The 13,357-nt window shown below is 73.6% G+C and carries 12 protein-coding genes; 9 read left to right on the top strand and 3 right to left on the bottom strand.

What is annotated here, in order from left to right; translation table 11 throughout:
• Positions 1–42 precede the first annotated feature (42 nt).
• The 6 genes from AC6H2I_RS12915 to AC6H2I_RS12890 all read left to right on the top strand — a co-directional run bounded on the left by AC6H2I_RS12915 (position 43) and on the right by AC6H2I_RS12890 (position 6,878).
• Positions 43–1,365 (top strand): Rieske 2Fe-2S domain-containing protein, encoded by a 1,323-nt coding sequence (locus AC6H2I_RS12915; protein WP_497501047.1) that lies wholly within the window; start codon positions 43–45, stop codon positions 1,363–1,365.
• Between the two features lie 95 nt (positions 1,366–1,460).
• Positions 1,461–2,924: a glutamine synthetase family protein gene (locus tag AC6H2I_RS12910; RefSeq protein ID WP_497501046.1), complete on the top strand. Its 1,464-nt coding sequence runs from the start codon at positions 1,461–1,463 to the stop codon at positions 2,922–2,924.
• Positions 2,925–2,948: 24 nt separating this feature from the next.
• On the top strand, positions 2,949–3,311 hold the full coding sequence (locus AC6H2I_RS12905; protein ID WP_497501045.1) for a 5-carboxymethyl-2-hydroxymuconate Delta-isomerase: 363 nt from the start codon (positions 2,949–2,951) through the stop codon (positions 3,309–3,311).
• Positions 3,312–3,369: 58 nt separating this feature from the next.
• Positions 3,370–4,440, top strand: a complete 1,071-nt coding sequence (locus AC6H2I_RS12900; protein ID WP_497501044.1) for a class I SAM-dependent methyltransferase — start codon at positions 3,370–3,372, stop codon at positions 4,438–4,440.
• 191 nt (positions 4,441–4,631) lie between these two features.
• On the top strand, positions 4,632–6,239 hold the full coding sequence (locus tag AC6H2I_RS12895; RefSeq protein ID WP_497501043.1) for a CYTH and CHAD domain-containing protein: 1,608 nt from the start codon (positions 4,632–4,634) through the stop codon (positions 6,237–6,239).
• Between the two features lie 12 nt (positions 6,240–6,251).
• Complete coding sequence (locus AC6H2I_RS12890) at positions 6,252–6,878, top strand: nucleotide-binding protein (protein WP_497501042.1); 627 nt, start codon at positions 6,252–6,254, stop codon at positions 6,876–6,878.
• Between the two features lie 7 nt (positions 6,879–6,885).
• Here the strand turns inward: AC6H2I_RS12890 and AC6H2I_RS12885 are convergent, their stop codons facing one another.
• The 3 genes from AC6H2I_RS12885 to AC6H2I_RS12875 all read right to left on the bottom strand — a co-directional run bounded on the left by AC6H2I_RS12885 (position 6,886) and on the right by AC6H2I_RS12875 (position 9,949).
• Positions 6,886–8,493 carry a malate synthase gene (locus AC6H2I_RS12885; protein ID WP_497501041.1) on the bottom strand — a complete coding sequence of 536 codons (1,608 nt, stop codon included), beginning with the start codon at positions 8,491–8,493 and terminating at the stop codon, positions 6,886–6,888.
• A 115-nt stretch (positions 8,494–8,608) separates the two neighbouring features.
• Positions 8,609–9,718, bottom strand: coding sequence for a site-specific tyrosine recombinase XerD (locus AC6H2I_RS12880; protein ID WP_497501040.1), 1,110 nt, complete (start codon positions 9,716–9,718; stop codon positions 8,609–8,611).
• A 42-nt stretch (positions 9,719–9,760) separates the two neighbouring features.
• The gene (locus tag AC6H2I_RS12875; RefSeq protein ID WP_497501039.1) at positions 9,761–9,949 is read right to left on the bottom strand and encodes a hypothetical protein; all 189 of its coding nucleotides are present in this window, start codon (positions 9,947–9,949) and stop codon (positions 9,761–9,763) included.
• A 268-nt stretch (positions 9,950–10,217) separates the two neighbouring features.
• On the opposite strand from AC6H2I_RS12875, the gene AC6H2I_RS12870 reads away from it, so the two are divergent.
• Genes AC6H2I_RS12870 through AC6H2I_RS12860 form a run of 3 tightly spaced genes read left to right on the top strand, consistent with a single transcriptional unit; the run spans position 10,218 to position 13,324 of the window.
• Positions 10,218–10,745, top strand: a complete 528-nt coding sequence (locus tag AC6H2I_RS12870) for a shikimate kinase (RefSeq protein ID WP_497501083.1) — start codon at positions 10,218–10,220, stop codon at positions 10,743–10,745.
• A complete protein-coding gene (gene aroB / locus AC6H2I_RS12865; RefSeq protein WP_497501038.1) occupies positions 10,742–11,854 on the top strand; it encodes a 3-dehydroquinate synthase in 1,113 nt (370 codons plus the stop codon). Before AC6H2I_RS12870 ends, aroB begins: the two co-directional genes overlap by 4 nt.
• 18 nt (positions 11,855–11,872) lie before the next feature.
• Positions 11,873–13,324 (top strand): HlyC/CorC family transporter, encoded by a 1,452-nt coding sequence (locus AC6H2I_RS12860; RefSeq protein WP_497501037.1) that lies wholly within the window; start codon positions 11,873–11,875, stop codon positions 13,322–13,324.
• Positions 13,325–13,357 lie beyond the last annotated feature (33 nt).

Raw genomic sequence — 13,357 nt, 5'->3', positions numbered from 1 at the left:
CGGTGACCAACGAACGAACAAGATTTTTCAGGAGATGCGTCGATGATCAGCAAAGAACGCAACGACGAGATCACGCGGGTCGGCCCCGGGACGCCGGCGGGCGAGCTGCTCCGGCGCTACTGGATGCCGGCCGCGCTGAGCGAGGAGCTGCGGGCCGGCCGCCCGGTGGTGCCGGTGACCCTGCTGGGCGAGAAGCTGGCCCTGTTCCGCCAGCCCGACGGCGGGCTGGGCCTGGTCGGCCGGCACTGCCCGCACCGTGGCGCCGACATGTGCTTCGGCCGGGTCGAGGACGGCGGCCTCCGCTGCCCCTTCCACGGCTGGCACTTCGACGCCACCGGCCAGTGCACCGAGCAGCCGGCCGAGCCGGCGGGGTCGAAGATGCACGAGCGCATCCGCACCGCCGCCTACCCGGTGGTGGAGCGCAACGGCATCGTCTGGGCCTATCTCGGCCCGGGCGAGCCGCCGGCCTTCCCGGCCTTCGACTGCTTCGTCGCCCCGGACACCCACGTCTTCGCCTTCAAGGGCCTGTGGGAGTGCAACTGGCTGCAGGCGCTGGAGGTCGGCATCGACCCGGCGCACGCCTCGTTCCTCCACCGCTTCCTCATGGACGAGGACCCCAAGGACAGCTACGGCAAGCAGTTCCGCGACACCGCCGCCGACACCGAGCTGCCGATGACCAAGGTGCTGCGGGAGTTCCCGCGGCCCGAGCTGAAGGTCGAGGAGACGGACTGGGGCCTGCGCATCATCGCGCTGCGCGACCTCGCCAACGGCAGCAGCCACGTGCGGGTCACCAACCAGGTCTTCCCCTGCGCCATCACCATCCCGATGTCCAACGAGATGACCATCACCCAGTGGCACGTGCCGGTCGATGACGAGCGCTGCTACTGGTACGCCATGTTCACCAGCTTCACCCGGCCGGTGGACAAGGAGACCATGCGGGCGCAGCGCCTGAAGGAGCACACGCTGCCGGACTACGCGCCGGTGCGCAACCGCGCCAACAACTACGGCCACGACCCGCGCGAGCAGGAGACGCTGACCTACACCGGCATGGGGCTGGACATCAACGTCCACGACCAGTGGGCGTGCGAGTCCATGGGCCCGATCCAGGACCGCACGACCGAGCATCTGGCGACCTCCGACGCCGCCATCGTCCGCTACCGCCGCATGCTGCGCGCCGCCATCGCCACCGTGGCCAACGGCGGCGATGGCGGCGGCCTGCCGCTGCGCCCCGACGCGGCCGCCGCGGCGGCCATCAAGGGGCCGGTGTCGGTGGACGCCATCGCCCCGACCGCGGCGTGGCACGATTCGTGGCTGGCGCGCGACGCGGCGCGCCGCGCGGCCTGCCCGTGGGACGCCGCCCTGTGACGGGGCGGTCGCCCGCCGGGCACAGACCACCGCGCATCTGAACCGACCCGCCGGGGCGTCCGCCGCCCCGGCCACTGACCCGCGAGAGGGACGCCATGGCAAGGGATACCGGAAACTACGGACGGTCGGGTTTCGTCGCACGCCACGCCCTGTGGACGGACGCCGCCCATGCCGCGGCGGAGGCGGCGCTGACGACCGTCGAGGACCAGGGGCTGGAGGTCGTGCGGATCTCCTTCGTCGACCAGCACGGCGTGCTGCGCGGCAAGACGGTGATGGCCGACGCGCTGGCCGCGACCTTCCGCAGCGGCGTCACCGTCACCTCCACCCTGCTGCTCAAGGACACCTCCCACCGCACCGTGTTCCCGGTGTGGCAGGACGACGCCGGCTTCGGCGCCGGCGAGATGACCGGGGCCGGCGACCTGCTGATGGTGCCCGACCCGACCACCTTCCGGGTGCTGCCGTGGTCGCCCCAGAGCGGCTGGCTGCTGGCCGACCTCTACCACCTGGACGGCCGGCCGGTGGCGCTGTCCACCCGCACCATCCTGCGCGACGCCCTGGCCCGGCTCGAGGCCAGCGGCCGGCGCTTCGTCGCCGGGCTGGAGGTGGAGTTCCACGTGCTGCGGGTGACCGACCCGCGCCTCGGCATGGCCGACGCCGGCCAGCCCGAGGCGCCGCCCGAGACGGAGCTGATCTCCCACGGCTACCAGTACCTGACCGAGGACCGCTTCGACCAGCTGGAGGAGGTCTTCACCCTGGTGCGCCGCAACGGCCTGGGGCTCGGCCTGCCGCTGCGCTCGCTGGAGGCGGAGTTCGGGCCCAGCCAGTGCGAGGTGACCTTCGACCCCGCCGACGGCATGACCCAGGCCGACAACATGGTGCTGTTCCGCTCCATGGTGAAGCAGGTGTGCCGGCGCGCCGGGCTGCACGCCACCTTCATGTGCCGGCCGCGCTTCCCCGATTCCATGGCCAGCGGCTGGCACCTCCACCAGTCCCTGGTGGACGCCGCCAGCGGCGCCAACCTGTTCATGCCCGAGGAGGGGCAGGCGATCTCGCCGCTGGGCGGGCAGTGGATCGCCGGAATCCTCGCCCACGCCCGCGAGAGCTGCATCCTGTCGACGCCGACCATCAACGGCTACAAGCGCTACCGCCCCTTCACCCTGGCCCCGGACCGCATCCAGTGGGGCCGCGACAACCGTGGCGCCATGATCCGCTGCCTGGCCGGGCCCGGCGACGGCGGCAGCCGCATCGAGAACCGCATCGGCGAGCCCGCGGCCAACCCCTACCTCTACCTGGCCTCGCAGGTGCTGAGCGGACTCGACGGCGTCGCGCGCGGCCTGGAGCCGCCGGCGCCGGTCGACCGGCCCTACGACAGCGACGCCGCGGTGCTGCCGCGCAGCCTGGTCGAGGCGCTCGACGCGTTCCGCGGCGGCTCCTTCTACCGCCGGGCGCTGGGCGACACCTTCGTCGACTACCTCGCCACCATCAAGCAGGCGGAGTGGCAGCGCTACCTCACCACGGTGTCGGAATGGGAGGAGCGCGAGTACTTTTCGCTGTTCTGACCCATTCCAGCGGAGCGCCGAGCCATGCCCCATTTCGTCATCGAGTACGCCCGCCCCGTGGAGTCCGTCGCCGACATGGCCGCGGTCATGGAGGCGGTGCACGAGGCCGGCGCCGGCAGCGGCGTCATGGACCCGGCCGACATCAAGATCCGCGCCGCCGCGTTCGACCACTACCGCCTGCCGCGGCCGGAGGAGACGTTCCTGCACGTCACCGCCTTCCTGCTGGAGGGGCGCAGCGACGCCCAGAAGGAGCATCTGGCGGTGCGCCTGCGCAGCGCCCTCGCCGGCCTGCTGCCGACGGTGACCAGCGTCAGCGTCGACATCCGCGACATGAACCCCGTGGCCTACAAGAAGCGCCTGCTGCCGTCGGACCCGCCGGCCTCCTGAGGACGGCAATTCCGCCCACCCCCTGGGACTCGGCCGCCGGGCCACCATCTTGCTGTGCATGAGTGACGGCACTTGGCTCGGCCCGGCCGGGCGGCTCGCCTACACCGCCGGGCAGGCGGCGCGGGTGGCGTGGTTCTTCGGGCAATACGCGCTGGCGGCGCGGCTGAGCGGGCCGGCGGTGCCGCGGGAACGGCGGCCGCCGGATCTCGCCGTCCCCGATCGCCGCGCCATCCTGGCGGCCCTGCGCGGGCTGATGGCCCGCGACCTCGCCCACATCGCCGCCGGCCACTACCGCATGCCCCACGACCTGGTGCCGGCGCCGCGCCGCGTGCTCGCCGCCGCCGCCGCCTTCTTCGCCGACCTGCCGGCGGTGAGCCGGCGGCGCCAGGCGCGGGTCGGCGCCGAGGTGCGCCGGACACCGCCCCCGGGTTCGGAGCGGCTGCCCGCCTACTACCGCCAGAACTTCCATTTCCAGACCGACGGCTACCTGTCCGCGGACAGCGCGCGGCTCTACGACCACCAGGTGGAGGTGCTGTTCGGCGGCGGCGCCGATGCCATGCGCCGCCAGGCCCTGGTGCCCATCCATGTCCATTTGAGGGACCGCCGCCAGGCCGCCTGCCGGCTGCTCGACGTCGCCGCCGGGACCGGCCGCTTCCTCACCTTCGTGAAGGACAACCATCCCCGCCTGGAGGCCGTGGCGCTGGACCTCTCCCACGCCTATCTGGCCGAGGCGCGCCGCCGCCTGGCGCCGTGGGCGCGCAGCACCCGCACGGTCCAGGCGCTGGCCGAGGCCATGCCGCTGCCGGACGCCAGCCAGGACGTGGTGACCTGCATCTACCTGTTCCACGAGCTGCCGCGCCGGGTGCGGCCGCGGGTCGCCGCGGAGATCGCCCGGGTCCTCAAGCCGGACGGGATCGCCGTGTTCGTGGACAGCCTGCAGGCCGGTGACGACCCCGCCATGGACGGGCTGCTGCGGCTCTTCCCGGTGGCCTTCCACGAGCCGTACTTCGCCGACTACGCCGCGACCGACCTGCCGGCGCTGTTCGCCGGTGCCGGTCTTGCCGTCCGGTCGTGTGAGCTGGCGTTCCTTTCGAAAGTGATGGTTCTTGCGAAATCCGGTTCTTCGTGATCGTATCGGGCGGAGGCGCAATCGGCGCCAAGCACGAAGGCTGTCATATAGTTGTCATATTACTGTAATATTGTTGTCGCCGGCGCTCGCCCCGGGTGCCGACGGGTGGCGGACCATGGAACCTTTGGCGGGCCGGCCGCATTGCCCTTCCCGCGATCCATCCGACACCAGGGCGCCAAGCGGAACCGACGATGACCGACACCCCCGAGTCCAACCGTGAGACCGAGCTCAAGCTGAGCGTCCGCCCCCAGGATCTGGAGGCGCTGCGCCGCGCCCCGGTGCTGAAGGGCCGCGGCCGCGGCCGCGCCGTCACCAAGGCCCTGGAGAGCGTCTACTTCGACACGCCCGAGCGCGCCCTGTCGGCGCGCGGGGCGACGCTGCGGGTGCGCCGGCAGGGCGACGCCTACATCCAGACCGTGAAGTCGTCGCCGTCGTCGGAGTCGGGCCTGACCCGCGGCGAATGGGAGGCCGCGGTGGACGGGCCGTCCTTCGACCTCGCCAAGGTGGTGGACGCCGAGGCGCTGGCCCTGCTGGACGGCGTCGAGGCCGCGGCGTTGGCGCCGGTGTTCGAGACCCACATCCAGCGCAACGTCCGGGTGCTCACCGGCTTCGGGGTGGCCGGCGCCACCATCGAGGTGGCGATCGACCAGGGTGAGATCCGGCTGCCCGACGGCGCCACCCTGGCGGTGTCGGAGCTGGAGCTGGAGCTGAAGGGTGGCGACAGCGCCGCCCTGTTCGAGCTGGCGGCCGACCTCGCCAAGGTCGCGCCGCTGCGCCTGGAGACCCGCACCAAGGCGGCGCGCGGCTTCGCCCTGGCCGACGGCACCGCCGACGGGCCGGTGAAGGCGGAGAAGGTGGCGCTGGACGCCGAGGACACGGTGGAGACGGCGCTGGCCCGCATCGTGCGGAGCTGCCTGACCCACGCGGCGGTGAACGAGGCCTGCACGCTGGCCGGCGACGACCCCGAGGGTGTGCACCAGATGCGGGTCGGGCTGCGCCGGCTGCGCTCCGCCCTGGCCCTGTTCCGCCCCTTCCTGCCGCCGGACCAGTACGACTGGATGGTGGGCGAGGTGAAGTGGCTGGGCTCGGTGCTCGGCCCGGCGCGCGACTGGGACGTCTTCCTGACCGAGCTGTTCGCCCCGGTGCGCACCGGCTTCGCCGACGCCAACGGCCACGGCAAGCCCCTGCTGGCCGACCTCGACGGGCTGGAGGCGGCGGTGCGGGCGAAGCGCGACGCCGCCTACGCCGGGGTGCGCGAGGCGCTGATGTCGCCGCGCTACGGCGCCTTCCAGCTCGACCTCGCGGCGTGGCTGGAGCGCCAGGGCTGGCGGGCGCAGCCGGTCAGCGAGCAGTCGGCCCGCCTGTTCAAGCCGGTGGCCGAGCTGGCCGGCGAACTGCTGGCCAAGCGCCACCGCAAGGCGCGCAAGGCCGGCCGCGGCTTCGCGCATCTGTCGGTCGACGACCGCCACCAGCTGCGCATCGCCATGAAGAAGTTGCGCTACGCCACCGAGTTCTTCCGCACCCTCTACGACGAGAAGGCGGCCAAGCGCTATGGCGCGGAGCTGTCGGCGTTCCAGGATTCCCTGGGCCACCTCAACGACGTGGCGACGGCGACCCGGCTGATGCACGGCCTGCACGACGACGGCAGCCCGGTGGCCCCGGGCGAGGCCCGCGCGGCCGGGCTGGTGATCGGCTGGCACGCCCGCGGCATCGCCGTGCTGGAGCCCCGGCTCTGCCGCGCCTGGGAGGAATTCGCCGACGCGAAGCCCTTCTGGTCCAAGCCCCCCCACTCCCCGTAACCTGGGCCGACCATGCGCGCAATCCTCGTCGCCAACATCAAGGGCGGGTGTGGCAAGACCACCATCGCCACCCATCTCGCCGCCGCCTACGCCAGGGCCGGGCACGCCACGGCGCTGGCCGACGTCGACCGCCAGCGCTCGTCGCTGGGCTGGGTCGAGCGCCGTCCGCCGGCCGCCAGCGCGCTGGTCGGGATCGATTGGGCCAAGGACTTCGTCGACCCTCCCAAGGGCACGCAGCGCCTCGTGATCGACGCCCCGGCGGCGCTCAAGGCCAAGCAGATCGAGGAGCTGGTGCGGATGGCCGACATCGTCGTCCTTCCCGTGCTGCCCGGCGCCTTCGACGAGCAGGCGACCCAGCGATTCCTGAAGAAGCTGGAGGAGCTGAAGCCGATCGCCAAGAACAAGAAGGCGGTGGCGGTGGTCGGCAACCGCATGAAGGCGCGCACCAAGGCGTCGGAGCGCCTCGACGCCTTCCTCGGCGGCCTCGGCCACACCGTGGCGACGCGGCTGCGCGACAGCCAGATCTACTCCGACGCGGCGGCCAGCGGCCTCAGCCTGTTCGACCTGACGGGCAAGCGCGCGGCCGAGCACCGCGCCGACTGGGACACGCTGCTGGCCTACATCGACGCCAACACGTAGGGGGGCTTCACGCCCCCCGGTCGACCAGCCGGTCGTAGAGCGGCAGGGTCAGGAACGGCACGAACGCGTCCGCGGTGGCCACGTCGCCGAACAGGCGGGCGGCCTCTTCCCAGAGGCCGGCGGCGAAGGCCTCGGCGCCGACGCGCTGGCGCGCCGCCGCCAGCTCCTCGGCGATGGTGCGGTGGATCAGGTCGGCGGTCACCGTGCGGCCGTCGTCCAGCGCCGCGCCGTGGCGCTGCCACTGCCACAGCAGGGTGCGCGCGACGTCGGCGGTGGCCGCGTCCTCGACCCGGTCGAACAGGTGCACCCAGCCGGTGCCGCTCAGCCACGCCTCGACATAGGCGAGGCCGACGGCGACGTTGCGGCGCAGCCCGGCCTCGCTCCTCGGACCCGGCGGCGGGTCGAGAAGGCCGGCCGCCGCGACCGCCGCGCCGTCCGGCCCGGGGCTGGCGGCGGGGCCGGCGGGCGGGCGGGTGTCGAACACCGACCGCGCGACCTCCACCAGGGCGGGGTGTGCGACCCGCATGCCGTCCTGGCCGGCGGCGACCGCGCGCTCCGCCGCGGCGCGCACCTCGGCGAGGGCGGCGTCGTTGGCGGCGGTGTCGTAGGGGACCGGCAGGGCCGTGGCCATCCCGCCGATCACCGGCAGGCCGCGGCGGTGCCCGATGGCCACCGCCAGCCGTCCCTGCGCCGCCACCAGCGGGCACGCCGCGGTCAACGCCGCGCGGTCGGGCAGGGCGAAGGCGGGGTCGTCGCGCAACGCCCTGGCGACGCTGAGGATGTGGTCCCAGGGCCCGCAGGCGAGACCGGCGCAGCGCCCGCGCAGTTCGTAGACGATCTCGTCCAGCTCCAGGGCGGCGTGGATCGTCTCCACCATCACGGTGACCCGGACGGCGCCGTGGGGCAGGCCGAGGTACTCCTCGGCCACCGTCAGCGCCTCGTTCCACAGCCGCGCCTCGAAATGGCTTTCCAGCTTGGGCAGGCAGAGATAGGGGCCGCTGCCCCGCTCGATCAGCGCCCGGGCGTTGTGGGCGAGGAACAGGGCGGTGTCGAACAGGGCGGCGGACACCGGTTCGCCCTCCATGAGGACGTGGCGCTCCGGCAGGTGCCAGCCGCGCGGGCGCACCTGGAGCACGGCGGCGTGGCCGCCGGCGGCGTGAGCCCGGCCGCCGTCGGGGTCGCTGTGCGCGAGGGTCCCGCGCACGGCGTCGCGCAGGGTGGCCTGGCCCTCCAGCAGGTTGGCCCAGGTCGGCGCGGTCGCGTCCTCGAAATCGGCGGTGACGACGGCGGCGCCGGAGGTGAGCGCCGCGACGAACGCTGCGCGCTCAGCCGGCGGGGCGGCGATCTCGACCCGGCGGTCCTGCAGGTCGCGGGGCGGCGGGGCGGCGCTCCAGGCGGCCTCGCGGACCGCCCGCGTCTCCGGCAGGACGTCGGGCCGCGCCCCGGCCCCGATGCGGGCCTGGCGGGTCTCGCGGACCGCCAGCAGGCGCTGGCGCTCGGGCCCGAAGCGCCCCTCCAGCTCGGCCAGGAGGGCCAGGGCGTCCGGCGTCACCACGCCGTCCGGTCCCGGCGTCACGGGCCCCAGGACCTCCAGACCGGAGATGATGGTCGCCATCGCGTGTTCCCCTCGGTTCATCGGTCCTTCGCCCGCGGCGCGGCCCCATTCCAACCGGGGGTATAGCACAGGCGTGAGGGTCGCCCAAGGCGCGCTGTGCCGCGCCCGCCCGGGGCTACGGGGCGTCGACCTTGGTCTCGGCCGACACGGCCCCGGGCGCGGCCGACACGGCCCCGGGCTCGGCCGACACGGCCCCGGGGTCGGCCGTCCCGGCTCCGGGCTCGGCCGTCCCGGCTCCGGGCTCGGCCGTCCCGGCCAGGGCCATGGCCGCGCCGGCCAGGGGATGGTTCTCCACCACCACCCGGCGCAGCCGGTCGGACACCACGTGGGTGTAGATCTGGGTCGTGGCGATGTCGGCGTGGCCCAGCATCTTCTGGACCGAGCGCAGGTCGGCGCCGCGGTCCAGCAGATGGGTGGCGAAGGCGTGGCGCAGCACGTGGGGGCTGACCTTGTCGGGGTCGATCCCGGCCGCCACCGTCAGGTCCTTGAGGAGCTGGGCGAAGCGCTGGCGCGTCAGGTGCCCGTCGGCGGAGCTGCGCGAGGGGAACAGGAAGCCGGCCTGGCGGCCCTCGCGCCCGCCCACCAGAAAGGCGGGGCGCAGCGGCAGGTAGGCGGCGATGGCGGCGCTGGCCGGCTCCGACAGCGGCACCATCCGCTCCTTGCCGCCCTTGCCGCGCACGATCAGGCCGCGGCCGTCGCGCAGCAGCCCGGCCAGCGGCAGCCCGACCAGCTCCGACACCCGCAGCCCGGTGGCGTAGAGGATCTCCAGGAGCGCCACCAGGCGCATCCCCTCCGCCCCGCCGCGCCGGCGCGCCGTCTCGATCAACGCCAGCACCTCGGCCTCGGACAGGATCTTGGGCAGCGGGCGGCCCTGGCGCGGGCTGTCCAGGGCCGACGACGGGTCGTCGGCGCGCCGTCCCTCCGACACCAGGAAGCGGAAGAACTGGCGCAGGGCCGACAGCCGGCGCGCCACCGTGCGCGGGGCCGGCGCCACGCCGGAGCGCACGAGGTGGTCGAGGTAGTCGCGCAGGTCGTCGCTGGAGGCGTCCTCCAGCACGGCGCCCCGCTGCGCCAGCCACAGCGCCACGTCGGCGAGGTCGCGGCCGTAGGCGTCGCGCGTGTTGGTGGCGGCGCCGCGCTCGGCCAGCAGCATGTCGAGGAACGCGTCGACGTGCGGCGAGCGGGCCAGCGGGCGCGGCTTGCAGGGTCTGCCCCGGCGGGCCATGGCGCGGCGCCCCCTCAGCCCGGCGCCGGCGGGCGGCCGGCGTCAGCGCGGGAAGCGCTCATCCGGAATGACCCTTTCCACCGTCTGCGACGGGGCGGGCAGTTCCCAGGTGGCGAGAAGCGCCATGCCGCCGCCCAGGACGATCAGCAGGAGGACGACCAGGACCGAGACCATGCGGCTCATGTGACCCGAGGAGTTGTAGGACGAGGAGCGATAGCGGGAACGTGCCACGGCGACAATCCGTACGGGATGGGACAAGGACGCGCTTCGTGCTAAGACGCACTGACGACCGCGACTCCGGCGGCCAACCGACGCCCGTATGGAGTAACCACCTTATCCCGAGCGGTTCCCGCGACGCAACAGCGGCCCGCCGGGACCCGTGCGCGACCAGGAGACCCGAGTGCCCAAGACCGACCGATCCCCGCCCGCCGACACCGGCCGTCCGCATGCGCCGCCGGCCCTGCCGGCCCTGCCGCGTACGGTGGTTCTGGTCGGCCTGATGGGGGCCGGGAAGAGCGCCATCGGCCGCCGGCTGGCGGCGCGGCTGGGCCTGCCGTTCCGCGACGCGGACACCGAGATCGAGAAGGCGGCGGGCTGCAGCATCGAGGAGATCTTCGTCCGCGACGGCGAACCGGCGTTCCGCATCGGCGAGCGCAAGGTCATCGCCCGGTTGCTGGCCGAGACGCCGGTGCACATCCTGGCCACCGGCGGCGGCGCCTTCATGGACCCGCTGACCCGTGCCCTGGTGCGCGAGCGGGCGGTGTCGGTGTGGCTCAAGGCCGACCTCGACGTGCTGCTGGCGCGCACGGCGCGGCGCGGCAACCGGCCGCTCCTCAAGCAGGGGAACCCGCGCGAGACCCTGGAACGCCTGATCGCGGTGCGCTATCCCGTGTACGCCGAGGCGGATCTGAGCGTGGTCAGCGACGAGCACCCGCCCGAGCACACCGTCGACCGGGTCCTGGAGGCGCTGGAGGACCATTTCGGCCTCGCGCTGGGGCCGGGCGCGCAGCAGGAGACACAGCGATGACCGACACCGTGCGGGTCGACCTCGGCCCCCGCAGCTACGACATCCTGGTGGGTGACGGCATCCTTGCCGGGGCCGGTGCGCCGATCGCCGCCGTGACCGGCGGCCGGGCGCCCATCGTCGTCACCGACGAGACCGTGGCGGCGCTGCACCTCGCCACCTTGAACCGCGCCCTGGAGGCGGCGGGCCTGGTCCCGGCCGAGGCCGTGGTCCTGCCGGCCGGCGAGAAGACCAAGGACTTCGCCCATCTGGAACGGCTGATGGACGCCGTTCTGGGCCGCCGCATCGAGCGCGCCGCCGTGCTGGTCGCGCTGGGCGGCGGGGTCGTCGGCGACATCACCGGCTTCGCCGCCGCCATCGCCCTGCGCGGCATCGACTTCATCCAGGTGCCGACGACCCTGCTGTCGCAGGTCGACAGCTCGGTCGGCGGCAAGACCGGCGTGAACACGCGCCACGGCAAGAACCTGGTGGGCGCCTTCCACCAGCCGCGCCTGGTGATCGCCGACACCGCGACCCTGGACACCCTGCCCAGGCGCGAGGTGCTGGCCGGCTATGCCGAGGTGGCCAAGTACGGGCTGATCCGCCAGCCCGACTTCTTCGCCTGGCTGGAGGAGAACGGCGGGCGCGTGGTCGACGGCGACGCCGACGCCCGCCGCCACGCCGTGACGGTGAGCTGCCGCGCCAAGGCCGCGATCGTCGGCGCCGACGAGCGCGAAAGCGGCGAGCGGGCGCTGCTCAACCTCGGCCACACCTTCGGCCACGCCCTGGAGGCGGCCACCGGCTTCGGCGGGCGGCTGCTGCACGGCGAGGCGGTGGCCATCGGCATGGTGCTGGCCTTCGACCTGTCGGTGCGCCTGGGCCTGTGCCCGGAGGCCGACGCCGGGCGGGCGCGCCGCCACCTCGCCGCCGTCGGGCTGCCGGTGTCGCCGGCCGAGGTGTCCGGCGTGGCCTGGGACGTCGACGAGCTGATCGGCCACATGGCCAAGGACAAGAAGGTCAAGGATGGCCGCATCACCTTTGTCCTGACCCGCGCCATCGGCGCGGCCTTCACCCAGCGCGACGTGCCGGCCGATGCGGTGCGCGCCCTCCTGGACGACGCCGTCCGCCGCTAGCCCAGTGGGTTTGCCTCCATGGACCTGACCTTGTGGTTGTCACTCGGCGCCGTCGTCGTGCTTTTGATGATGTCGGCGTTCTTCTCCGGCGCGGAAACGGCGCTCACCGCGGCGTCGCGCCCGCGCATGCACCAGCTCGAGCAGGAGGGCAGCGTCCGTGCGCGCCTGGTGAACCGGCTGCGCGAGCGCAAGGAGCGGGTGATCGGCGCCATCCTGCTCGGCAACAACATGGTCAACATCCTGGCGTCGGCCCTGGCGACGAGCGTGCTGATCGGCGTGTTCGGCGATCGCGGCGTGGCTTACGCCACGCTGGGCATGACGGTGCTGGTGGTCGTCTTCTCCGAGGTCATGCCCAAGACCTACTCGCTCAACCACGCCGACCGGTCGGCGCTGGCGGTGGCCCGGCCGATCGCCGCGGTGGTCTGGCTGTTCGGCCCGGTGACGGCGGCGGTGGGCTGGGTGGTGGCGCAGATCTTCCGCCTGTTCGGCGCCGACATCCAGCAGATCTCGGTGGGCAGCTCCGCCGAGGAACTGCGCGGCGCCATCGAGCTGCACCGAGGCGAGGAGTCCGAGGAGCAGGAGGACGAGGAGGTCCGGCACGAGCGGGCCATGCTGCGCTCCATCCTCGACCTGGCGGAGGTCGAGGTGTCGGAGATCATGACCCACCGCCGCAACGTCGTGATGATCGACGCCGGCCAGCCGCCGGCGCAGATCGCCGACGAGGTGCTGGGCAGCCCGTTCACCCGCCTGCCCCTGTGGAAGGACGAGACCGACAACATCGTCGGCGTCCTGCACGCCAAGGCGCTGCTGCGCGAGGTGCGGGCGCGCGGCGCCAACCTGGAGGACCTGGACGTGGCGCTGATCGCCGCCCGGCCCTGGTTCATCCCCGACACCACCACGCTGTTCGACCAGCTCCAGGCCTTCCGCCAGCGCCGCGAGCACTTCGCCCTGGTGGTCGACGAGTACGGAAGCCTGATGGGGGTCGTGACCCTGGAGGACATCCTGGAGGAGATCGTCGGCGACATCTCCGACGAGCTCGACGCCCAGGTGGCCGGCGTGCGCCCCCAGCCCAACGGGGCCTACATCGTCGACGGCTGGGTGACCCTGCGCGACCTCAACCGGCAGTTCGAATGGCGGCTGCCCGACGACAAGGCCTCGACCATCGCCGGCCTGGTGCTGAACGAGGCGCGGCGCATCCCGGAGGTCGGCCAGGTCTTCACCTTCTACGGCTTCCGCTTCGAGATCCTGCGCCGCCACCGCCACCAGATCACGGTGCTGCGGGTGGTGCCGCCGCCGGAGCTGCGGCGGCCCTTCGTCAAGCCGGCCCCGGCCGCGGCGGCGATGCCGGCGCCGGCGGGGGCGCCTGCGGGGGGGCCGGCGGCCGGCCCTGCGCCGTCCCCGCCGGCCCCATCAGCGGCCGCGCCGGCCCCGTCGCCGCCCTCGCCGCCGGCGCCGCCGCAGGCGACTTGAACGAGCGCCCCGCATCCCGCACAGTGAATGCGA

This window comes from Azospirillum sp. NS33 (genome assembly GCF_059703765.1).
The sequence above is the reverse complement of the archived record's forward strand: the minus strand, read 5'-3'. Positions and strand labels throughout refer to the sequence as shown.

Coding starts and splice junctions, on each gene's coding strand:
- AC6H2I_RS12915 (WP_497501047.1), top strand. CDS start 43: ATGATCAGCAAAGAACGCAACGACGAGATCACGCGGGTCGGCCCCGGG.
- AC6H2I_RS12910 (WP_497501046.1), top strand. CDS start 1,461: ATGGCAAGGGATACCGGAAACTACGGACGGTCGGGTTTCGTCGCACGC.
- AC6H2I_RS12905 (WP_497501045.1), top strand. CDS start 2,949: ATGCCCCATTTCGTCATCGAGTACGCCCGCCCCGTGGAGTCCGTCGCC.
- AC6H2I_RS12900 (WP_497501044.1), top strand. CDS start 3,370: ATGAGTGACGGCACTTGGCTCGGCCCGGCCGGGCGGCTCGCCTACACC.
- AC6H2I_RS12895 (WP_497501043.1), top strand. CDS start 4,632: ATGACCGACACCCCCGAGTCCAACCGTGAGACCGAGCTCAAGCTGAGC.
- AC6H2I_RS12890 (WP_497501042.1), top strand. CDS start 6,252: ATGCGCGCAATCCTCGTCGCCAACATCAAGGGCGGGTGTGGCAAGACC.
- AC6H2I_RS12885 (WP_497501041.1), bottom strand. CDS start 8,493: ATGGCGACCATCATCTCCGGTCTGGAGGTCCTGGGGCCCGTGACGCCG.
- AC6H2I_RS12880 (WP_497501040.1), bottom strand. CDS start 9,718: ATGGCCCGCCGGGGCAGACCCTGCAAGCCGCGCCCGCTGGCCCGCTCG.
- AC6H2I_RS12870 (WP_497501083.1), top strand. CDS start 10,218: ATGGGGGCCGGGAAGAGCGCCATCGGCCGCCGGCTGGCGGCGCGGCTG.
- aroB (WP_497501038.1), top strand. CDS start 10,742: ATGACCGACACCGTGCGGGTCGACCTCGGCCCCCGCAGCTACGACATC.
- AC6H2I_RS12860 (WP_497501037.1), top strand. CDS start 11,873: ATGGACCTGACCTTGTGGTTGTCACTCGGCGCCGTCGTCGTGCTTTTG.